The organism is Delftia sp. WSY_16, from assembly GCF_043104415.1.
Taxonomy (GTDB): Bacteria; Pseudomonadota; Gammaproteobacteria; order Burkholderiales; family Burkholderiaceae_C; genus Comamonas; species Comamonas tsuruhatensis.
Genome location: NZ_JBICKS010000041.1, coordinates 198,110 through 218,234, shown reverse-complemented (window position 1 = coordinate 218,234; position 20,125 = coordinate 198,110). Strand labels below are relative to the sequence as shown.

Genomic DNA, 20,125 nt, shown 5'->3' with positions numbered 1-20,125 from the left:
ATGCTGCAATCGCTGCTTCTTGTTAGTTGCTGCGTTTGCATCAGAGACTCGAATTATAGACAGGTTTTCAGCGGTTTTTCAAACGCGCCAGAATTTTTTCACGACCCAGCAGCTGCAGCACCGCGTCCACCGAAGGCGTGTGCGCCGTGCCCAGCGTCAGCACGCGCACCGGCATGGCCAGTTGCGGCATCTTCAGGCCCTGGGCCTTGAGCACTTCCTTGATCAGGGCAGCAATGGCTTCCTTGCTCCACTCCACCGAGGCGATGCCTTCGGCGAAGGCGTCCAGGGCGGGCGCCACGGCGTCGGTCACGTGCTTTGCCAGGTCCTCGGCGTTGCGGTCGAAGGCGTCCACATAGAACAGGCGCACCCAGCCGGCCAGATCGACCAGGGTTTCGCAGCGGTCCTTGAACAGGGCGCAGATGCGCGGCAGGCGGTCGTCTGCGTCGAGCAGGGCCTGGTCCAGGCCGGTCTTGAGCACGAAGGGGCGCACCAGCTCTGCCAGGGCCGCGTCGTCCAGCGCCTTCAGGTGCTGGGCGTTGACCCAGCGCAGCTTGGCCTCGTCGAACTGGCCAGCGCTGCGGCCCAGGTGGTCCAGGTTGAACCACTCCAGGAACTGGGCGCGGCTGAAGATTTCGTCGTCGCCGTGGCTCCAGCCCAGGCGGGCCAGGTAGTTGACCATGGCGTCGGGCAGGTAGCCTTCGTCGCGGTACTGGGTGACGGCCTTGGCGCCGTTGCGCTTGCTCATCTTCTCGCCCTGCTCGTTGAGCACGGTGGGCAGATGGGCGAACACGGGCACGCTGGCGCCCAGGGCCTCGAAGATGTGGATCTGGCGCGGCGTGTTGTTGACGTGGTCATCGCCACGGATGACATGGGTGATGGCCATGTCCATGTCGTCCACGCAGACGCAGAAGTTATAGGTGGGCGTGCCATCGGGGCGCGCGATCACCAGGTCGTCCAGTTCGCTGTTCTGGAACTCGATGCGGCCCTTGCATTTGTCTTCCCAGGCCACGACGCCGCCCTTCGGCGTCTTGAAGCGCAGCACGGGACGCACGCCTTCGGGCACGGGCGGCAGCACCTTGCCTTCCTCAGGGCGCCAGGTGCCGTCGTAGCGCGGCTTTTCCTTGTTGGCCATCTGGCGCTCGCGCAGGGCGTCGAGTTCTTCCACGCTCATGTAGCAGGGGTAGACATGGCCCGAAGCCTGCAGGCCGGCCAGCACCTCCTTGTAGCGGTCCATGCGCTGCATTTGATAGAACGGACCTTCGTCATGGTCCAGCTGCAGCCAGGCCATGCCTTCGATGATCACGTCCACCGAGGCCTGGGTGGAGCGCTCCACGTCGGTGTCCTCGATGCGCAGGATGAAATCGCCGCCCGTGGCGCGCGCAAAGGCCCAGGGATACAGGGCCGAGCGGATGTTGCCCAGGTGGATGAAGCCCGTGGGAGACGGGGCAAAACGGGTACGTACTTTTTGTGTCATTGCAGGGTATCCAGTCCGCGGGAGAGATCGTTCTTGAGGTCGCCCAGGTATTCCAGTCCGACGGAGATGCGCAGCAGGCCCTGGCCGATGCCGGCGGCACGGCGCTGCTCTTCGCTCAGGCGGCCATGCGAGGTGCTGGCCGGATGGGTGATGGTGGTTTTGACGTCGCCCAGGTTGGCCGTGATCGAGCACACCCGGGTGCTGTCGGCCACATGGAAGGCGTTGGCGCGCAGCTGTTCGGCGCCCTCGCCCACCACGTCGAAGGACAGCACGCCGCCGCCCATGCCGTTTTGCTGGCGCATGGCCAGCTCGTGCTGCGGGTGGCTGGCCAGGCCCGGGTAGTAGACGCGGGCGACCTTGGGATGGGCTTCCAGCCAGGTGGCCAGCTCCAGCGCGGAGGCGCTTTGCGCCTTCACGCGCAGGGACAGCGTCTCCAGCCCCTTGAGCACCACCCAGGCGTTGAACGGCGCCAGGTTCAGGCCGCCGCTGCGCAGGAAGGTGCCCATGACCTTGTCCACCAGTGCCGTCGTGCCGCAGACGGCGCCCGACATGACGCGGCCCTGGCCGTCCAGCAGCTTGGTGCCGGAGTGCACGACCAGGTCGGCGCCGAACTTGGCAGGCTGCTGCAGCACGGGCGAGGCAAAGCTGTTGTCCACGGCCAGCAGCGCGCCATGGGCGTGCGCCAGCTCGGCCAGCGCGGCGATGTCGCACAGGTCGGTCAGCGGGTTGGTCGGCGTCTCGGCGAACAGAAGGCGCGTGTTGGGACGGATGGCCGCCTTCCAGGCCTGCACATCGGTCTGCGAGACAAAGCTGGTCTCCACGCCGAAGCGCGCCATCTCGCCGCCCAGCAGCTTGATGGTGGAGCCGAACATGGACTGCGAGCAGATCACATGGTCGCCGGCCTTGAGCGTGGTCAGCGCCACCAGCAAGATGGCCGACATGCCCGTGGACGTGGCCACCGCGCATTCCGTGCCCTCCATGGCGGCCAGGCGCTGCTCGAAGCTGGTGACCGTGGGGTTGGAGGTGCGGCTGTAGGTGTAGCCGGGCTCTTCATTGGCGAAGCGGCGCGCAGCCGTTGCACAGTCGGGCTGCACGAAGCTGCTGGTCATGTACAGGGCTTCGCTGTGCTCACCCCACTGGCTTCGCTCCACGCCCACGCGCAGGGCCAGCGTATCGGGATGCAGGCCTTCGGGAAGTGTCTTGTTGGTCACGTTGATGGTCCTTGGGGATCGGGCGCAGCCCGCCAGCGGTGGCGGTGCCCGGAAAAAAGGAGCTAGAAGCACTTGTCACCTGGCGGCTTCCAGGGCCTTGCGGCCCTGGACGCTCCAGCACCAGCGCTTTTAGCTCATTTGTCAAAAAAGGCGGGCCACAGGCCCGCCCGACATTGTCACTGAATGCCCTGGCGCTCAGGCTTCCTGGGCATTGGGCAGGGACAGGCGCGACGCATCGCTGGCCTCTTCCTCCCCGCCCCGGTTACGCCCCTCGTTGAGCGCCGTGACCTCGTCCTCGGAGATGTCGCCCGTGATGTAGACGCCGTCGAAGCACGAGGCCTCGAAGCCCTGCACCTGCGGGTTGATCTTGCCCACGGTCTGCTTCATGGCGGCCACGTCCTGGTAGATCAGCGCGTCGGCGCCGATGACCTGGCGGATTTCCTCGACCGTGCGGCCATGCGCCACCAGTTCGGCGCGCGTGGGCATGTCGATGCCGTAGACGTTGGGATGGCGCACCGGAGGAGCGGCCGAGGCCAGGTAGACCTTGACGGCGCCGGCGTCACGCGCCATCTGCACGATTTCCTTGGAGGTGGTGCCGCGCACGATGGAGTCGTCCACCAGCAGCACCTTGCGGCCCTTGAACTCGCTGCCGATGGCGTTGAGCTTCTGGCGCACGGATTTCTTGCGCGAGGCCTGGCCCGGCATGATGAAGGTGCGGCCCACGTAGCGATTCTTGACGAAGCCTTCGCGGTAGGGGATGCCCAGCAGCTGGGCCAGTTGCATGGCGCTGGGCCGGCTGGATTCCGGAATCGGGATGATGGCGTCGATCTCGTTGGGCGGCACGGTGGAGACCACGCGCTTGGCCAGCGTCTCGCCCATGTTCAGGCGCGCCTGGTAGACGGAGATGCCGTCGAGCACCGAGTCCGGACGGGCCAGGTACACGTACTCGAACACGCAGGGGTGCAGCTCGCTCTTTTCGGCGCACTGGCGGGTTTCGACCTGGCCGTCGCTGTGCACGAACACGGCTTCACCCGGAGCGACATCGCGCTCGAGCTGGTGCAGCGTGCCTTCCAGGGCCACGGATTCGCTGGCCAGCATCACCGTGCCGTCGGCGCTGCGGCCCATGCACAGGGGACGGATGCCGAAGGGGTCGCGGAAGGCCAGCAGGCCGTAGCCCGCAATCAGCGCGATCACGGCGTACGAGCCCTTGATGCGCTTGTGCACGGCGCTGACGGCCTGGAAGACGTCTTCGCTCTTGAGCGGTGCGCCGCTGCTGGCGCGGGCCAGCTCGTGGGCCAGCACGTTGAGCAGGACTTCGGAGTCGCTCTCGGTGTTGGTGTGGCGGTGGTCGGTGTCCGACAGTTCCTCGCGCAGCTGCTTGGCGTTGGTGAGGTTGCCGTTGTGCACCATGACGATGCCGAAGGGCGCGTTCACGTAGAAGGGCTGGGCCTCTTCCTCGCTGGTCGCGTTGCCGGCCGTCGGGTAGCGCACCTGGCCCAGGCCCACCGTGCCCGGCAGGGCGCGCATGTTGCGGGTGCGGAACACGTCGCGCACCATGCCCTTGGCCTTGTGCATGAAGAACTTGCGCTCCTGCTGGGTCACGATGCCGGCGGCATCCTGGCCACGGTGCTGCAGCAGCAGCAGGGCGTCATAGATCAGTTGATTCACGGGCGCGGTGCTGACTACACCAACGATTCCACACATAGTTGCGTTCCATCCGTTTGCGAAGGTCGCCCTTCGCTGTCTGGGCCGTAGCAGCCACCCATTGGCCACGCCTGCGCCCGATTTCTCTATCCAAACTGTTTCTGCCAGCCGACTCCTGCGCTGCAGCGCCTTGTCATGCAGCCGGCAGATAGCGTCCCCATTCCTGCGGCAGCTGCGGCAAAACCGCAGCCAGCGCCTGCATCAGCCACGGCGCCAGGGCTGAATCCTGCCACCACTGTCCCTGGTGCAGCGGCGTGTAGCTGATCACCATCGTTGCCACCAGGGCCAGCAGCGCCCCGCGCAGCACGCCGAACAGCGCGCCCAGCGTGCGGTCCACGGGCCTCAGGCCCACCGCCTCGATCAGCCGGCGCGACAGCCAGGACACCAGGCCCCAGCCGAACAGCGCCAGCACGAACAACAGCACAAAGCCTGCGGCATAGCGCAGCTGCATGTCCCAGTCCTGCATGGGCAGCCACAGCGCCACGTCGGCCGCCCAGATGCGGGCCACGACAAAGGCCACCAGCCAGCCGAGCAGCGACAGCACCTCATACACCAGCCCGCGCCAGGCGCCTAGCAGCATCGATGCCAGCACGCAGGCCAGCAAAACCCAGTCCACCGTGGACATACGCTATCTCTGTGCGCCTGTGCTGCTTTGCAAGATGTACGTCACCGCCTCAGAGCTTGAGCACCGACGCCGGCAGGCCCTGGCCCTTGACGCGCGCCGCCGCCTTGTCGGCTTCGGCACGGCCGTTGAACGGGCCCACACGCACACGCGTGCGCTTGCCGTCCTTGGTGTCCACCACCTGCGTGAAAGTCTTCAGGCCCGCCAGCTCCAGCTTGGCGCGGATTTCCTGGGCCTTGCCGGCATCGGAGAAGGCGCCGACCTGCACGATGAAGCGCTCGTCCGTCGCCGCAGCAGCCGCCGGCGCCGCCGGCGCGCTGCGACCTTCCAGCAGGGCCCGGGCACGCGCGGCGTCGTCGCTCCTGGACGGCTCGGGCTTGGGTTCGGGCTTTGGCTTCGGCTCGGGTTTGGGTTCGGGCTTGGGCTCCGGCTTGTGTTCGGGTTTGGCCGGCTCGGGCTTGGGCCTGGGTTCCGGCTTGGGCTCGGGTTTGGTCTCAGGCTTGGCGGCGGGCTTGGGCTCAGGCTTTGCCTCGGGCCGGGTTTCGGGCTTTGCTTCCGGCTTGACCGGAGCCACCTGCGAGACGGCCGGCGCCACGGGCACGGAAGGCCTGCCCATGGGAACCTCTTCCTCGTCGGCGCCCAGCGAGGCCTGGGCCGGCACGCGGCCTGCCGGGGAAGCGGCGCCCTGGTGCGGATGGGCGTCCACGGCATTGGCGCCGGGCACTACCAGAGGAGCGACCTTGTCGCGGTCGGGAATCTCGATGGGGATGTCCACGGGAATCGGACGCGGCTGCGTGTCGAACAGCAGGGGGAATCCCACCACGCCTGCCAGGACCAGCACGGCAGCGCCGATGAGGCGGTGGCGCGCCCGGCGGCGCATGACATCGACGCTTTCCGCCTGTCCCAGCCGTGTGGGCCGCCTCGATGCGGACGACGAATCACCGTCGTCTTTTTTGCCGGGCCAACGAAAATTGAAAAATGCCATGGAGTGCGGACTCGTTCAGATCGGCCACCACAGGCAGCCACGATGGCCGTTTGCGGTGCGGATCACTGGATTCAGGTGCCCAGATGCTTGGCGTTCAGCCGGGGCGGGCCGTCCTGCAGCACGCCGCCCACCGTGAAGAACGAGCCAAAGACCACGATTCTATCAGTGGGACCTGCTGCAAGAACCGCGGCATCCAGCGCCAGCTGCGGGTTTGCGAAGGCGGCCAGCGAGATCTCGCGCGGCACGCCCGGCGCGGGCGGCAGGGCTTCGATCTTCTGGCGCAGCACCTCGGCGCTCTCGGCGCGCGGCGTGGGCAGGTCGGTGAGATACCAGCGGTCGATCAGCGGGGCAATCCTGGCCAGCATGGGGGCCAGGTCCTTGTCGTGCATGGCGCCGAAGACCGCATGCGTGCAGGGGAAGTAGCCCATGGCATCGAGGTTGGCCGTCAGCGCCGCCACCGAATGCGGGTTGTGCGCAACATCCAGCACCAGCGTGGGCTGGCCCGGAATGATCTGGAAACGGCCCGGCAGCTCGACCATGGCCAGCCCCGTGCGCACGGCCTGGGCCGTGACCGGAAGGCGGCTGCGGATGGCCTCGAGCGCGGCCAGCGCACCCGATGCATTGACCAGCTGGTTGGCGCCGCGCAGCGCCGGATAGGCCAGGCCCGCATAGCGCCGCCCGCGTCCGGCCCAGCCCCACTGCTGCTTGTCGCCCGAGAAGTTGAAGTCCTGGCCCAGGCGCCAGAGATCGGCACCAATGGCCTGGGCATGGTCCAGCACGCTTTGCGGCGGCATGGGATCGCTGACCACCACAGGCCGGCCGGCGCGCATGATGCCGGCCTTCTCGCGGCCGATGCTCTCGCGGTCCGGGCCCAGGAACTCCACATGGTCGATATCGATGCTGGTGATGACGGCGCAATCGGCGTCGATCACGTTCGTGGCATCCAGCCTCCCGCCCAGGCCCACCTCGAGAATCGCCACATCCAGCCTGGACTGGCTCATCAGCCGCAGGATGGCCAGCGTGGTGAATTCGAAATAGGTGAGCGCCACTTCCGTGCCCTGCACGCGCGCCTGCTCCACGGCCTCGAACTGCGGCAGCAGCTCGGCGGCCTTCACGATCTCGCCGCCCACGCGGCAGCGTTCCTCGAAATGCACCAGATGCGGCGATGTGTAGACGCCGGGGCGAAAGCCCGATTGCAGCGCCACGGCCTCCAGCATGGCGCAGGTCGAGCCTTTGCCGTTGGTGCCCGCCACCGTGATCACGGGGCAGTCGAAACGCAGGTCCAGGCGCTGGGCAACTTCGCGCACGCGATCCAGGCCCAGCGCAATATTCTTGGGGTGCAGGCGCTCGCAATAGGCGAGCCATGCATCCAATGTGGGAAATGAGGTGTGCATACTGCGCGCTATTGTTACCCAGGGACAGTGTCCTTATGGGGTCCTCGCCATCCATTGACTGCGGCAACTGCAACCAATCATGACCACTGCAAACACTGTGACGCTCTACGGCATTCCCAACTGCGACACCGTCAAGAAGGCCCGCGCCTGGCTCACCGACCAGGGCATCGCCTACGAATTCCACGACTTCAAGAAACAGGGTGTTCCCGCCGAGCAGTTGCCCGCCTGGATGCAGGCTGTCGGCTGGGAAAAGCTGCTCAACCGCCAGGGCACGACGTGGCGCAAGCTCGATGCCGACACCCAGGCCGCCGCCCAGGATGCGGCCGGTGCCGCAGCCCTCATGCAGCAGCAGCCCAGCGTCATCAAGCGCCCGGTCGTCCAATGGCCGCAGGGACGCATCACCGTGGGTTTTGCGCCCGACGCCTGGGCAGAGATGGCCCACGGGGGCAAGCGCTGACTCTGCCATCAGGCCTGGAACAGCTTATTACGTGGATTTACGCGACCGCAAACTGCTTTCCAGGCCCGAGGAATACACTTGCATGGAGCCTGGCAGGAAATACCGCCAGCGCAACAGGAGTGCAATCATGAAATCCCTGGTTCTTTTGACGCTGGCGGCCACGACCGCCACCGTGGCCCTGGCCCAGGAGCAAGGCCGGGTGCTGTCGGTGACCCCGGTGACCCAGCAGGTGGCCGTGCCCCAGCAGGTCTGCCGCGATGAAAACGTCTATACCGGCCAGCGCACCTCGGGCGCGGGCGCCGTTCTGGGTGCCCTGGCGGGCGGCGTGGTCGGCAACGCCATCGGCCATGGCGGCGGACGCGCGGCCGCCACGGCGGCCGGCGTGATCGGCGGCGCCATGCTGGGCAACCAGGCCGAGGCCACGGGCCAGCCCCAGTACCAGACGGTGCGCAACTGCACCACCCAGACCTACTACCAGAACCGCGCCGTGGCCTATGACGTGGTCTACGAGTACGCAGGCCGCAACTACACGACGCGCACCACCACGCCGCCCGGGGACTGGATCGCGCTGAGCGTGCAGCCCGCCGCCAACAGCGCGGCCTATGGCAGCAACGGCTACTACGGCACCAACCAGCCGCCCCAGGCCGCGTACTCCACCGCACCCGTGCCGCCGCCCGTGGTCTACCAGAACAACTACTACGACGGCGGTGGCTACTACGCCCCCCAGCCTGTGCAGCCCGTGTATTCGGCCGGTGACTATGTGGCCCCCGTGGTGATTGGAGCAGCCCTTGCTGCCGGCGTGTACTACGCCTCGCGCCCCAGCTATCACGGCTGGCGCGGCGGCTACCGCCACGGCTGGCGCCGCTGAGGCCGCCATGCGCTCGCCCCGCAAGCCCCGACAAGGGGCTTTTTGCATGGCGGCGGCCAGCACGTACGGGCAGCGGCCGGGTGCTGGCCTAAAATGGGCGGTTTAGTCCACCCTCTGCCCAGCTTCCATGACCACCGAAACCATCTCTGGCATCACCCTGACCACCAAGGCCAATGTCTATTTCGACGGCAAATGCATCAGCCACGGCTTCACGCTGGCCGATGGCACGAAGAAGTCTGCCGGCGTGGTGCTGCCCAGCCAGCTGACCTTCGGCACGGCCGCCGCCGAGATCATGGAATGCGTGGCCGGTTCCTGCGAGTACAAGCTCGACGGCTCGGACCAGTGGCTGACCTCCAAGGCCGGCGAGTCCTTCCAGGTGCCTGCGAACTCCAAGTTCGACATCCGCGTGACCGAGGCCTACCACTACATCTGCCACTACGCCTAAGAGCGCCTGAGCGCCTGGGCAGACCGACGCATTCGACCTGACGGCGCCCAGACGCCTTCCGTGTTTTCCGGCAGCCGCGTCCCGCACGCCAGCCGCCATCGTTATTGAGAGAAGCATCGTATGGAAACCATCCTGCAAAACGTCCCCGTCGGCCAGAAGGTCGGCATCGCCTTCTCGGGCGGCCTGGACACCAGCGCCGCCCTGCGCTGGATGAAGAACAAGGGCGCCCTGCCCTACGCCTACACGGCCAACCTGGGCCAGCCCGACGAGGCCGACTACGACGAAATCCCCCGCAAGGCCATGGAGTACGGCGCCGAGCAGGCCCGCCTGATCGACTGCCGCGCGCAGCTGGCCGGCGAAGGCATTGCCGCCATCCAGGCCGGCGCCTTCCACATCTCCACGGGCGGCATCACCTATTTCAACACCACGCCCCTGGGCCGTGCCGTGACCGGCACCATGCTGGTGGCCGCCATGAAGGAAGACGACGTCAACATCTGGGGTGACGGCTCGACCTTCAAGGGCAACGACATCGAGCGCTTCTACCGCTACGGCCTGCTGACCAACCCCGCGCTGAAGATCTACAAGCCCTGGCTGGATCAGACCTTCATCGACGAGCTGGGCGGCCGCGCCGAGATGTCGGCCTTCATGACCAAGGAAGGCTTCGGCTACAAGATGAGCGCCGAGAAGGCCTACTCGACCGACAGCAACATGCTGGGCGCCACGCACGAGGCCAAGGACCTGGAGTTCCTGAACAGCGGCATCCGCATCGTCAACCCCATCATGGGCGTGGCGTTCTGGAAGCCCGAGGTCGAGGTCAAGGCTGAGGAAGTGTCGGTGACCTTCGAAGAAGGCCGCCCCGTGGCCCTCAATGGCAAGGAAATCGCCGATCCCGTGGAGCTGTTCCTGGAAGCCAACCGCATCGGTGGCCGCCACGGCCTGGGCATGAGCGACCAGATCGAGAACCGCATCATCGAAGCCAAGAGCCGCGGCATCTACGAGGCCCCCGGCATGGCCCTGCTGCACATCGCCTACGAGCGCCTGGTGACCGGCATCCACAACGAGGACACCATCGAGCAGTACCGCATCAACGGCCTGCGCCTGGGCCGCCTGCTGTACCAGGGCCGCTGGTTCGACCCGCAGGCCATCATGCTGCGCGAAACCGCCCAGCGCTGGGTGGCCCGCGCCGTGACCGGCACCGTGACGCTGGAGCTGCGCCGCGGCAATGACTACTCCATCCTGAACACCGAATCGCCCAACCTGACCTACGCGCCCGAGCGCCTGTCGATGGAAAAGGTCGAGGACGCGCCCTTCAGCCCCGCCGACCGCATCGGCCAGCTGACCATGCGCAACCTGGACCTGATGGACACCCGCGACAAGCTGGCCATCTACGCCAAGGCCGGCCTGCTGTCCCTGGGCACCAGCACCGCCCTGCCCCAATTGGGCGGCAAGGAATGACCTACACCCCCTGAGCGGCTGACGCCGCTTCCCCCCGTTGCACGGCGCCTCTCTACTCGCTTCGCGAGGGAGGGGGACGACGCCCTCGCTGCGGGGCGGCGCGGCCGGCGTAGGCCCTTGCTCGGCGTCCCTGGCATGGGACGCGCCCGCCAAGCACGCGACGCCATGGGCCAGAAAATCGCACACTTGCATCCCACAAGCCGCCGCAAGGCGGCTTTTTTACGCCCCGGCTACCAGTGCGCGCCCTCGAAACGCTGCACGAGAAAATCCAGCAGCGCACGCACGGCCACCGGCAGATGGCGGCGCGAGCTGTACAGCGCATGCACGGTCAGCGGCTGCGGGCGCCAGTCGGGCAGCACCAGCTCCAGCTGGCCGTTTTGCAGCATGGGCTGGACCAGGTAGGTTGGCTGCAAGGCAATGCCGGCGCCTTCGACGGCAGCGGCGGCCAGCACGGTGGCTTCGTTGGCATTGAACCAGGTGGTGACGGCGATCTGCTGCTCATCGCTTTCATCGTCACGGCGAGTCAATTGCCAGACATTGCGCCCCACGCGCATGTGTCCCAGGCAGCGGTGCGCCTGCAGCTGGGCCGGTGCCTGCGGCCGGCCAGCCGCATCCAGATAGGCGGTCGAGGCCACCAGCACCGATTCGCAGACGGCCAGCGGCCGGCCGATGAGTGCGGCGCCCGGATCGGCGCTGATGCGTATGGCCAGGTCGATGCGCTGCTGCACCAGGTCCAGCGCGCCGTCGTCCACCAGCAGGTCGATCTTGAGGTGCGGGTGCAGCCGCATGAACTGCGCAATGGCCGGCGCCATCTGCGCATGGCCGAAGGACATGCTGCAGGTCACGCGCAGCAGGCCGCGCAACTGGCTGTCGCCGGCGCGCATCTCGCCTTGCACCTCATCGGCCAGGGCCAGCATCTGCTGGCTGTAGCGCAGGCACTGCGCACCGGCATCGGTGAGCGAGACACGGCGCGTGGTGCGGTGCAGCAGGCGCGCGCCCAGCCACTGCTCCAGCGACTCCACATGGCGCGTGGCCATGGCGCGCGACAGGTCCAGCCGCTCGGCCGCCGCCGTGAAGCTGCCGCATTCGGCCACCGTGGCAAACACCTGCATCGCCAGCAATCGGTCCATGGATATGCTCGATTTCTGCAACAAACAAGCGCATATTCTGCCGTTTATCTGCTCTATTTCAAAAACTAAAGTACCACCCATGGCAGCACGGCGCTGCCACCCGTTTCTGTCTTGTGCTTTTTTCAAAGGAAATCGACATGCTTCGCACCACCTTGCTTTCGCTCACCCTGGCCCTGTCGGCCGGCCTGTCCCACGCCCAGGCGCCCGCCCCGCTGCAGATGAAGGTCTACCAGGCCGACGAACACAGCTTTGCCGTGACCTCCACCCTGATCACCGGCGCCAAGGAGGCCGTGGTCGTGGACAGCGGCTTCACCCGCGCCGACGGCCTGCGCATTGCCGCCAATGTGCTGGACAGCGGCAAGCAGCTGACCACCATCCTCATCAGCAATGCCGACCCCGACTACTACTTCGGCGCCGAGGTGCTCAAGAGCCTGTTCCCGCAGGCCAAGGTGGTGGCCACGCCGGCCGTGCGCGAGAAGATCGAGTCCAAGCTGCAGGGCAAGCTGGCCTTCTGGGGCCCCAAGATGGGCGCCAACGCCCCCAGCCATCCCGTGCTGCCCGAGGCCCTGCAAGGCAATACGGTGATGGTGGACGGCCAGGCGCTGGAGCTGCGCGGCACCACCGGCCCGCTGGCCCACCGCCCCTATGTCTGGGTGCCTGCGCTGCAGGCCATCGTCGGCAACGTGGGCGTGTTCGGCAACCTGCATGTCTGGACGGCGGACACGCAAAAGAGCGCCGAGCGCAAGGCCTGGCTGGCGCAGCTGGACGAGATGCAGGCCCTCAAGCCCGCTGTCGTCGTGCCCGGCCACATGCAGGCCGGCACGGCCATGGACGCCAGCGCCATCGCCTATACACGCGACTATCTCCAGCGTTTCGAGGCCGCCGCCGCCAAGGCGGGCAACAGCGCCGAGCTGATCGGTGCCATGAAGCAGGCCTACCCGCAGGCCGGCATGGCGCTGTCGCTGGACATCGGCGCCAAGGTGAACAAGGGCGAGATGCCATGGTAAGCATGCACTTTCGCAAAAATCCTCATGGAACCTGCATGCTGCGCCCTTGATCCAACCAGCTGCCGCCCTCATTCGTCGTGGCGGCAGGAGGTGCAGCCATGAAATACATGAAGCATTGGCAGGACCCGCTCAACGTCCTGCTGGGAGTCTGGTTGGCAGTCTCGCCCTGGGTGCTGGGGTTCCAGGACCAGATGGCGCCCACGGCCAACGGCGTGGTCATCGGACTGGCGCTGATTGCCGCTGCGCTGGGAGCCATCTTCATGCCCCGCGCGTGGGAGGAATGGACCGAAGGCCTGCTGGGACTGTGGATGGTGATCTCGCCCTGGGTGCTGGGCTTTGCCGGCCAGATGGACGCCATGCGCAATGCCGTGGTGTCGGGCATCGTGGTGCTGGTGCTCGCGCTGTGGGTGCTGATGACCGACAAGGACTATATGGACTGGCGCAGTCACTCCGCCCACTGAGGCGCTGATGCGCAGCGGCCCGCAGGCGGCAATGCCCTGCGGGCCGCTGTTTTTTTGCCGCCGTGCCCCTCAAGAACCGCCCAAGGACCGCCCAAGGCCGCTCAGACCACGACGGGCTCGGGCTCCAGGCGGATGCCGAATCGCTCGTAGACGCTGGTCTGTATCGCTCCGGCCAGCGTCATGACCTCGCCGCCCGTGACGCTGCTGTCCACGCTGTGCCGGTCGCCCCGGTTGACCAGCACCAGGGCCTGCTTGTCATACACCCCGGCGCGGCCCATGGACTTGCCCTTCCAGCCGCAGGCATCGATCAGCCAGCCGGCGGCCAGCTTGATGGAGCCGTCGTCCATGGGGTAGTGCACGATGCGGGGCTCGCGCGCAATGATGTCGGCGCACTGCTCGGGCGTCACCGTCGGGTTCTTGAAGAAGCTGCCCGCGTTGCCGATGTGCTCCGGATCGGGCAGCTTGGCGCGGCGGATCTCGCACACCCAGTCGAAGATCTGGCGGGCCGTGGGCTCGGCCACGCCCGCCTCGGCCTGGCGGCGCTGCAGGTCCAGGTAGCCCAGGCCGGGCTTCCAGTCCTTGGGCAGGGCCAGGCGCACGCGCGTGATCACGGCGCGGCCCTTGAGGCCCATGCCGCGCGGCGGCACGCCGCTCATGCGCGCACGCGCCACGGGCGTGGGCTCGGCCGGCGCATGCTTGAACACCGAGTCGCGGTAGCCGAAGGCGCATTGCGCGGCATCCAGCGTGAAGGACTCCCCCGTGGCCAGGTCGATGGCATCCAGCGACTCGAACCGGTCCTGCAGCTCCAATCCGTAGGCGCCGATGTTCTGCACCGGCGACGCGCCCACGGTGCCGGGAATCAGCGCCATGTTCTCCAGGCCGCCGTAGCCCTGCGACAGGGTCCAGGCCACCAGGTCGTGCCAGCGCTCGCCGGCACCGGCCTCGACGATCCAGTGGCGATCGGTCTCGCGCAGCAGGCGCATGCCCGCTATCTCCATCTTGAGGACCACGGGATCGACGTCGCCCGTGATCACCACATTGCTGCCGCCGCCCAGCACGAACACGGGCTGGCGGCCCCACAGCGGATCGGCCAGGAAATGGCGCACGTCCTCGTCGCTGCGCACGCGCACCAGGGTGTGGGCACGGGCGGCGATGCCGAAGCTGTTGCAATGCTGCAGCGGAACATTTTTCTCGACTAACATCGACCGGATTGTCGCACCGCCTCCCTGCGCCGCCGGCCCCGCGCCCGCATCGCCCGGCCGCGCGCTGCGGTACTTTTTCAGAACATTTACAGGAAATATTTGCCATGCCTTCTTTTGACACCGTGTGCGAAGCCGACTTCGTCGAAGTGAAGAACGCCGTGGAGAACACCGCCAAGGAAATCGGCACACGCTTCGACTTCAAGGGCACCTCGGCCGCCATCGAGCTCAAGGACAAGGAAATCACGCTGTTCGGCGATGCCGACTTCCAGCTGCAGCAGGTCGAGGACATCCTGCGCAACAAGCTGACCAAGCGCAGCGTGGACGTGCGCTTCCTGGACATCCAGAAGGCCCAGAAGATCGGCGGCGACAAGCTCAAGCAGACCATCAAGGTCAAGAACGGCATCGAGGCCGAGCTGGGCAAGAAGCTGCAAAAGCTGATCAAGGACAGCAAGCTCAAGGTGCAGGCCGCCATCCAGGGCGACGCCGTGCGCGTCACCGGCGCCAAGCGCGACGACCTGCAGGCCGCCATGGCCCTGATCCGCAAGGACCTGGCCGACCATCCCCTGTCCTTCAACAACTTCCGCGACTGATCGCCTGGCACCCGCCTCTGCGCCACAAGCCACCCCATGCGCCACCTACGTGCCGTACTTCTGAGCCTGGCCGCAGCGGCCGCGCTGGCTCCACCATCGGCGACGGCGCAGTCCGTGGCGCTCAGCGGCGTGCTGGGCAGCAAGGCCTTGCTGGTCATAGACGGCGGCACGCCGCGCGCGCTGGCGGCGGGCGACAGCCTGCAGGACGTACGCGTGCTGCAGGTATCGGGCGACACGGCCGAGGTGGAAATCAAGGGCCGCCGCCAGACATTGCGCCTGGGCGAGGCGCCCATCAGCCTGGGCGGCCGGGGCGCGGCGGCGGGCGATCCCGCGCTCGGCCGGCGCGTGGTGCTCAAGGCCGACAACCGGGGGCACTTCATCGAACGCGGCCAGATCAATGGCAAGACCATGGTCTACATGGTGGACACGGGCGCCAGCTCGGTCGCCATCGGCCGGTCCGACGCCGAACGCATGGGCCTGCCCTTTCTCAAGGGCCAGCCGGTGATGATGCGCACCGCCAACGGCGATGCCCAGGGCTGGCGCCTGCGGCTGGATTCGGTGCGCGTGGGCGATGTCGAGGTCTTCGGTGTGGACGCCGTGGTCGCCCCTCTTCCCATGCCCTATGTGCTGCTGGGCAACAGCTTTCTTGCCCACGTCCAGATGACCCGCCAGGGCAGCGAGATGGTGCTGGAGCGGCGCTGATGCGGCCTGCATGCGCCCCGCTTCCCGCACCCCGCCAACGATGAGCCGACGCCCCGACGATTCCTACGAAGACCTGCTGGGCCTGTGGTCCGACCTGGAGGCCGCACTGTCCGTGCTGCTGTCCGCGCCGCTGCAGGTGCAGGGCTTCCTGGTCAAGCTGCAGCAGATCGACCTGTGGCTGCAGGAGCTGATCGCCCACGACAGCGATGCCGCGCTGTACCTGATGTTCCAGCGCGCCTGCTCGTCCACCGTGGGCTACAGCGCCTCCCATGCCCTGGTCTGCGCCTGCCTGTGCCATGTGCTGGCGCGCGAGCTGCGCCTGGACGAGTCCGAACACCGCACCCTGGTGTATGGCGCACTGACCATGAACATCGGCATGAACGCGCTGCAGGACGAACTGGCGCTGCAGCGCGAGCCGCTGACCCCCGCCCAGCAGCAGGCCGTACAGCGCCACCCGCTGCACAGCCAGGCCCTGCTGGCGCGGCTGTTCGTCAACGATGCGCTGTGGCTGGAGCTGGTGGGCCACCACCACGAGGCCGTGCCGCAGCAGCCGCTGTCCACGCTGGCGCCCGTGCAGCGGCTGGTCCGCATCCTGGGCACGGTGGACCGCTACGCCGCCCTGATCAGCCCGCGCAAGTCACGCGAAGGCCGCAGCGCCGCCGAGTCGCTGCGCGCGCTCACCCAGCAGCAGCGCTACTCCGACGAGGTGGGCTTCGCGCTGGTGCGCGCCGTGGGCCTGTGCCCGCCGGGCACCTATGTGCGGCTGGACAACGGTGACATCGCCGTGGTGCTGCGCCGTGGCGAGCCGCCGCAGCCGCCGCTGGTGGCCAGCGTGATCGGCGCCGACGGCGCGAGCCTGTATCCGCCCGTCATCCATGAAGGCGAGGACGGCCCCCGCATCCGCTCGGCACTGGCGCGCGCCGCCATCACGCTGGAGCTGGACCCGCGCACGCTGGCCCAGCTGGGCGTGCTGGCCGCACGCGGCAGCCAGTCGCTGTACCGCATGGTGCAGATGCCCGGGCCTGTCTGACCGATCTGGCGCCTGAAGCGCGCGACACCGGCGCCGCGGCCCGTGTCAGGTCCGCGCGCCAGCCCACAGGCCCGCATGGTGGCCACGCGTGAAGGCCTCCTCCAGTACCGAGTAGCCGGCCCAGTCGGAATGCGCGAACCACAGGCGGCGCGTGCCCGGCGTGGGCAGCAGGGCCACGCGCTCGCCGGCGCACAGCGCGCTGCGCCCCCGGTGCAGCGACTGCAGCGCCACCTGGCTGAGCAGCTGCTGGTCACCGGGCCGGGGTATGGCCATGGCGTGGCCGTAGCGCGTGATCTCCATGCGCGTGGCCTTGTGCAGCAGGTCGGGATGGGGGACGAGCAGGCTGCCGACGATGCGGTCCCGCCAGAAGCCGAAGGGCTGGCCCAGCAGTTGCGTACGCCCGTCAGGCCAGTCGCCCAGCGCCTGGTAGTAGCTGAGCACCGTGGGCCGGGGCGTGAGCCGGTCCAGGCCCTGGTGGCCCGCGTCCACATAGCCCAGGCCGCCCGCATTCGGATCGGCAAACAGCACGTTGTCCCAGGCCGGATCGGCGCCGGGCCGGTCGGCCAGCGGCCGCTGCAGATGGATGTTGGCCACCAGCCAGGGCGCCCAGTCCAGCCGGCCCGCCACCGCGCGCAGGAAGTCCGGCGCATCGCGCACCACGCGTGCCGCGATGAAGCTGGGCAGGGCCACGACGCAGCGCGCGGCCAGCCAGCGCTCGTGCTGCTGGCGACCGTGGTGGTAGACGTCGATCTCCACACCGTCGGCACCTTCGGCAATGGATAGCACGCTGCAATCGGTCTGCAGGTCGGTGGAGCCCAGCCCGGCCACCAGTTGCTGCGACAGCCAGCCATTGCCCTGGGGCCAGGTCAGCACGGCATCACCCGCGTCTTCGGGCGTGCGCTCATCCTGGCGGCGCGGGGCCGAGAAGCCGTGGCGGCTGGCGAAATAGTGAATGCCTGCCCAGGCCGACACCCGCGCCAGGCCCGCGCCGAAATCGTCGCGGCAGCAGTACTCCAGATACCAGATCAGCTGCGCATCATCGATGCCCTGGCTGGCCAGCCAGGCCTGCATGGTCTGGCCGTCCAGCGCGGCATGGGCGGCGGGCAGCCGGCCCTGGCGCTGCCAGACACGGATGGACGGCATGGCAAAGGGCGCCCTGTCCATCTCCTGGGCCACGCTGCGCGCAAAGAGTTCGGACTGCTCCAGCGTGCGCGGCGCCACGCCATCGACGGGCAGCAGGCCCTCATGCCAGGCGCCCTGCCAGAACAGGCGCTCCTGCGGGCTGTGGCACAGATGGCGCTCGTCGTACTGCCAGCGGCCTGCGCGGCGCTGGCGCAGGCCCAGGGCCTCCAGCCAGTCCTGCACCTCGGCCGCATCGTCGCCGGGCAGGGGCAGATAGTGGGCACCCAGCGGACAGGGCAGGCCCGCAATGCTGCCGCCCTGGCTGTTGCCGCCCATGGCCTGCTGCGTGTCCAGCAGGGCCACGCCCTGCAATCCCGCCAGCTCCAGTGCGCGCGCGGCGGCCAGGCCTGCCATGCCGCCACCGGCAATCACCACGTTGGCGCGGTGCACCACGGCCGGCGCCGGCAGCGCCAGGCCCTGGCCCAATCGCTGCCAGAACGCGCGCAAGGCATGGCCGCGCTCCAGCGCCACGCCGATGAAGCCACCAGGCAGGTCTTCCAGACGAGGCGGCGTTGGCGTGCAGCCGACCAGGCCTGCGGCCGCACCGCCGGCCAGGCCCTGCAGCCATTGGCGCCGGCTCCACAAAGACGGGCGGTCGGGGCTCAACGCTCCACCCTGCCCCATTCGCGTTCGTAGGTATTGACCAGCACCTGGTTGGACAGGCGGTTGACCTCGGCCGGCACACGCGCCATGTCCAGCGGAAAGTCGAACATCAGCGCCATGGTCTGCGCGCTCAGAAAACGCAGGCCCGCAGGCAGTGCATCGGGCTCGCGCCAGGGCCGGTGGCTGGCGATGACGAAGCCCCACTCGCCAAAGCTGGGCACATGGGCGTGGTAGGGCGTGGCCTGCAGGCCGATGGATTCGATGGTCTGCACCACGGTCCAGTAGCTCTTGCGCGCGATCAGGGGCGACGTGGTCTGCACCACGGCGTAGCCGCTGGCGGCCAGGCGCTTGTCCAGCAAGGCATAGAAGCTGTTGGTGAACAGCTTGCCGATGGCGAAATTGGTCGGGTCGGGGAAATCGACGATGACCACGTCGAAGGTGTCTCCGCCCTGCTGCAGCCAGTGGAAGGCATCGGTGTTGACGATGCGCACGCGCGCATCGCTGAGCGCATCGCCGTTGAGCCGGCGCAGCATGGCGTTGTCCTTGAACAGGTCGGTCATGGCCGGGTCCAGCTCCACCAGGGTGACCGACTCCACCGAGGGGTACTTGAGCACCTCGCGCACGGCCATGCCGTCGCCGCCGCCCAGCACGGCCACGCGCTTGGGCGCGCCATGCGCGGCCATCACGGGGTGGACCAGGGCCTCGTGGTAGCGGTACTCGTCGCCTTGCGCGAACTGCAGGTTGCCATTGAGGTACAGCCGCGCGCCCTGGCGTCCCTGCGTCACCACGATGCGCTGGTAGGGCGAGCTGCTGGAGAGCACGATGCGGTCCTGGTAGAAATGGTCGTCGGCCAGGCGCGTCAGATGGTCGGCGCCCCAGATGCCCGTGCCCAGCAGGGCCAGCACGGCCGCGCAGGCCAGGGCATGGGCGCGCGGGCGCCGCAGTTCATGGCGAAACAGCAGCAGTGCCCAGACCGCCACCGCCGCGTTCATGAAGCCGAACAGCAGCCCCGTGCGCACCAGGCCCAGCTTGGGCACCAGCAGCAGCGGAAATGCCAGCGACACGGCCAGCGCCCCCAGGTAGTCGAAGGTCAGCACCTGGGACACCAGGTCCTTGAGCGTCACATTGCGCTTGAGGATGCGCATCACCAGCGGAATCTCCAGCCCCACCAGCGTGCCCACCACCAGCACCATGCCGTACAGCAGGAACCGGAACGCGCCGGGCGCGTAGGCATTGGCAATGAACAGCGTGGCCGGCAACGCACCGCCGATCAGGGCCACCATCAGCTCGATGCGCAGAAAGTGCGCAGGCAGGTGGTCCTCGAAATAGCGCGACAGCCAGGAGCCTATGCCCATGGCGAACAGGTAGCTGCCGATGATGGTGGAGAACTGCAGGACGGAATCGCCCAGCAGATAGGAAGCCAGCGCGCCCGCAGCCAACTCATAGAGCAGGCCGCAGGCCGCGATCACGAAGACGCTGACCAGCAGGGCGATGTCGATGGGGCGCGCCGGCTGCGCGCCGGCAAGAGAGGCTGAGGTTTGCACGGCCGGTATTGTGCGCGATGCGCCCCCCGTGTGCGCGAGAGGCGCCGTGCAACGGGAGA

At 67.8% G+C, this 20,125-nt stretch carries 19 protein-coding genes; 9 read left to right on the top strand and 10 right to left on the bottom strand.

Translation table 11 applies throughout. From position 1 onward, the window contains the following. Positions 1-67: 67 nt before the first annotated feature. The 6 genes from gltX to folC all read right to left on the bottom strand — a co-directional run bounded on the left by gltX (position 68) and on the right by folC (position 7,390). Entirely contained in the window at positions 68-1,474 is a 1,407-nt protein-coding gene (gene gltX / locus ACF8O7_RS25710) for a glutamate--tRNA ligase (RefSeq protein WP_126312109.1), read from the bottom strand. Next, the gene (locus ACF8O7_RS25705) at positions 1,471-2,685 is read right to left on the bottom strand and encodes an O-succinylhomoserine sulfhydrylase (protein ID WP_016449260.1); all 1,215 of its coding nucleotides are present in this window, start codon (positions 2,683-2,685) and stop codon (positions 1,471-1,473) included. The genes gltX and ACF8O7_RS25705 overlap by 4 nt, the downstream gene beginning before the upstream one ends. 195 nt (positions 2,686-2,880) lie before the next feature. Beyond that, complete coding sequence (gene purF / locus ACF8O7_RS25700; protein WP_016449259.1) at positions 2,881-4,389, bottom strand: amidophosphoribosyltransferase; 1,509 nt, start codon at positions 4,387-4,389, stop codon at positions 2,881-2,883. Between the two features lie 133 nt (positions 4,390-4,522). Then, positions 4,523-5,014 (bottom strand): CvpA family protein, encoded by a 492-nt coding sequence (locus ACF8O7_RS25695; RefSeq protein ID WP_016451425.1) that lies wholly within the window; start codon positions 5,012-5,014, stop codon positions 4,523-4,525. 49 nt (positions 5,015-5,063) lie between these two features. Continuing rightward, a complete protein-coding gene (locus ACF8O7_RS25690; RefSeq protein ID WP_016449257.1) occupies positions 5,064-5,996 on the bottom strand; it encodes an SPOR domain-containing protein in 933 nt (310 codons plus the stop codon). 71 nt (positions 5,997-6,067) lie between these two features. Continuing rightward, entirely contained in the window at positions 6,068-7,390 is a 1,323-nt protein-coding gene (gene folC / locus ACF8O7_RS25685; protein ID WP_126312110.1) for a bifunctional tetrahydrofolate synthase/dihydrofolate synthase, read from the bottom strand. Positions 7,391-7,469: 79 nt separating this feature from the next. On the opposite strand from folC, the gene ACF8O7_RS25680 reads away from it, so the two are divergent. The 4 genes from ACF8O7_RS25680 to argG all read left to right on the top strand — a co-directional run bounded on the left by ACF8O7_RS25680 (position 7,470) and on the right by argG (position 10,615). Further along, the gene (locus ACF8O7_RS25680) at positions 7,470-7,847 is read left to right on the top strand and encodes an ArsC family reductase (protein ID WP_016449255.1); all 378 of its coding nucleotides are present in this window, start codon (positions 7,470-7,472) and stop codon (positions 7,845-7,847) included. Between the two features lie 127 nt (positions 7,848-7,974). Next, on the top strand, positions 7,975-8,715 hold the full coding sequence (locus ACF8O7_RS25675) for a glycine zipper 2TM domain-containing protein (protein ID WP_016449254.1): 741 nt from the start codon (positions 7,975-7,977) through the stop codon (positions 8,713-8,715). A 127-nt stretch (positions 8,716-8,842) separates the two neighbouring features. After that, positions 8,843-9,160, top strand: coding sequence for a pyrimidine/purine nucleoside phosphorylase (locus ACF8O7_RS25670; RefSeq protein WP_012206574.1), 318 nt, complete (start codon positions 8,843-8,845; stop codon positions 9,158-9,160). A 120-nt stretch (positions 9,161-9,280) separates the two neighbouring features. Continuing rightward, positions 9,281-10,615, top strand: a complete 1,335-nt coding sequence (gene argG / locus ACF8O7_RS25665) for an argininosuccinate synthase (RefSeq protein WP_016449252.1) — start codon at positions 9,281-9,283, stop codon at positions 10,613-10,615. A gap of 230 nt (positions 10,616-10,845) precedes the next feature. Here argG and ACF8O7_RS25660 read toward each other — a convergent pair whose 3' ends face one another. After that, complete coding sequence (locus ACF8O7_RS25660; RefSeq protein ID WP_016449251.1) at positions 10,846-11,745, bottom strand: LysR family transcriptional regulator; 900 nt, start codon at positions 11,743-11,745, stop codon at positions 10,846-10,848. 137 nt (positions 11,746-11,882) lie between these two features. Between ACF8O7_RS25660 and ACF8O7_RS25655 the strand changes: the two genes are divergently transcribed. Together ACF8O7_RS25655 and ACF8O7_RS25650 are read left to right on the top strand one after the other, a co-directional pair. Continuing rightward, on the top strand, positions 11,883-12,752 hold the full coding sequence (locus tag ACF8O7_RS25655; RefSeq protein WP_017407584.1) for an MBL fold metallo-hydrolase: 870 nt from the start codon (positions 11,883-11,885) through the stop codon (positions 12,750-12,752). A 98-nt stretch (positions 12,753-12,850) separates the two neighbouring features. Next, positions 12,851-13,213, top strand: coding sequence for an SPW repeat protein (locus tag ACF8O7_RS25650; RefSeq protein ID WP_016451422.1), 363 nt, complete (start codon positions 12,851-12,853; stop codon positions 13,211-13,213). Between the two features lie 101 nt (positions 13,214-13,314). On the opposite strand, the gene murB is transcribed toward ACF8O7_RS25650, so the two are convergent. Continuing rightward, positions 13,315-14,415 carry a UDP-N-acetylmuramate dehydrogenase gene (gene murB / locus ACF8O7_RS25645; protein WP_016449248.1) on the bottom strand — a complete coding sequence of 367 codons (1,101 nt, stop codon included), beginning with the start codon at positions 14,413-14,415 and terminating at the stop codon, positions 13,315-13,317. Between the two features lie 104 nt (positions 14,416-14,519). On the opposite strand from murB, the gene ACF8O7_RS25640 reads away from it, so the two are divergent. From ACF8O7_RS25640 to ACF8O7_RS25630, 3 genes are read left to right on the top strand one after another with little or no spacing between them, the layout of a single operon-like run. After that, the gene (locus ACF8O7_RS25640) at positions 14,520-15,005 is read left to right on the top strand and encodes a YajQ family cyclic di-GMP-binding protein (RefSeq protein ID WP_012206580.1); all 486 of its coding nucleotides are present in this window, start codon (positions 14,520-14,522) and stop codon (positions 15,003-15,005) included. 36 nt (positions 15,006-15,041) lie between these two features. Then, complete coding sequence (locus ACF8O7_RS25635) at positions 15,042-15,707, top strand: TIGR02281 family clan AA aspartic protease (protein WP_016449247.1); 666 nt, start codon at positions 15,042-15,044, stop codon at positions 15,705-15,707. Between the two features lie 40 nt (positions 15,708-15,747). Further along, positions 15,748-16,737 (top strand): HD-GYP domain-containing protein, encoded by a 990-nt coding sequence (locus ACF8O7_RS25630; RefSeq protein ID WP_016451420.1) that lies wholly within the window; start codon positions 15,748-15,750, stop codon positions 16,735-16,737. Between the two features lie 45 nt (positions 16,738-16,782). Here the strand turns inward: ACF8O7_RS25630 and ACF8O7_RS25625 are convergent, their stop codons facing one another. Further along, positions 16,783-18,543: an FAD-dependent oxidoreductase gene (locus ACF8O7_RS25625; RefSeq protein WP_392444620.1), complete on the bottom strand. Its 1,761-nt coding sequence runs from the start codon at positions 18,541-18,543 to the stop codon at positions 16,783-16,785. Beyond that, positions 18,522-20,066: a polyamine aminopropyltransferase gene (locus tag ACF8O7_RS25620; RefSeq protein ID WP_034363641.1), complete on the bottom strand. Its 1,545-nt coding sequence runs from the start codon at positions 20,064-20,066 to the stop codon at positions 18,522-18,524. Before ACF8O7_RS25620 ends, ACF8O7_RS25625 begins: the two co-directional genes overlap by 22 nt. Positions 20,067-20,125 lie beyond the last annotated feature (59 nt).

Coding starts and splice junctions, on each gene's coding strand:
- ACF8O7_RS25695 (WP_016451425.1), bottom strand. CDS start 5,014: ATGTCCACGGTGGACTGGGTTTTGCTGGCCTGCGTGCTGGCATCGATG.
- ACF8O7_RS25675 (WP_016449254.1), top strand. CDS start 7,975: ATGAAATCCCTGGTTCTTTTGACGCTGGCGGCCACGACCGCCACCGTG.
- argG (WP_016449252.1), top strand. CDS start 9,281: ATGGAAACCATCCTGCAAAACGTCCCCGTCGGCCAGAAGGTCGGCATC.
- gltX (WP_126312109.1), bottom strand. CDS start 1,474: ATGACACAAAAAGTACGTACCCGTTTTGCCCCGTCTCCCACGGGCTTC.
- purF (WP_016449259.1), bottom strand. CDS start 4,389: ATGTGTGGAATCGTTGGTGTAGTCAGCACCGCGCCCGTGAATCAACTG.
- ACF8O7_RS25630 (WP_016451420.1), top strand. CDS start 15,748: ATGAGCCGACGCCCCGACGATTCCTACGAAGACCTGCTGGGCCTGTGG.
- ACF8O7_RS25655 (WP_017407584.1), top strand. CDS start 11,883: ATGCTTCGCACCACCTTGCTTTCGCTCACCCTGGCCCTGTCGGCCGGC.
- ACF8O7_RS25690 (WP_016449257.1), bottom strand. CDS start 5,996: ATGGCATTTTTCAATTTTCGTTGGCCCGGCAAAAAAGACGACGGTGAT.
- folC (WP_126312110.1), bottom strand. CDS start 7,390: ATGCACACCTCATTTCCCACATTGGATGCATGGCTCGCCTATTGCGAG.
- ACF8O7_RS25635 (WP_016449247.1), top strand. CDS start 15,042: ATGCGCCACCTACGTGCCGTACTTCTGAGCCTGGCCGCAGCGGCCGCG.
- ACF8O7_RS25625 (WP_392444620.1), bottom strand. CDS start 18,543: ATGGGGCAGGGTGGAGCGTTGAGCCCCGACCGCCCGTCTTTGTGGAGC.
- murB (WP_016449248.1), bottom strand. CDS start 14,415: ATGTTAGTCGAGAAAAATGTTCCGCTGCAGCATTGCAACAGCTTCGGC.
- ACF8O7_RS25670 (WP_012206574.1), top strand. CDS start 8,843: ATGACCACCGAAACCATCTCTGGCATCACCCTGACCACCAAGGCCAAT.
- ACF8O7_RS25640 (WP_012206580.1), top strand. CDS start 14,520: ATGCCTTCTTTTGACACCGTGTGCGAAGCCGACTTCGTCGAAGTGAAG.
- ACF8O7_RS25660 (WP_016449251.1), bottom strand. CDS start 11,745: ATGGACCGATTGCTGGCGATGCAGGTGTTTGCCACGGTGGCCGAATGC.
- ACF8O7_RS25680 (WP_016449255.1), top strand. CDS start 7,470: ATGACCACTGCAAACACTGTGACGCTCTACGGCATTCCCAACTGCGAC.
- ACF8O7_RS25650 (WP_016451422.1), top strand. CDS start 12,851: ATGAAATACATGAAGCATTGGCAGGACCCGCTCAACGTCCTGCTGGGA.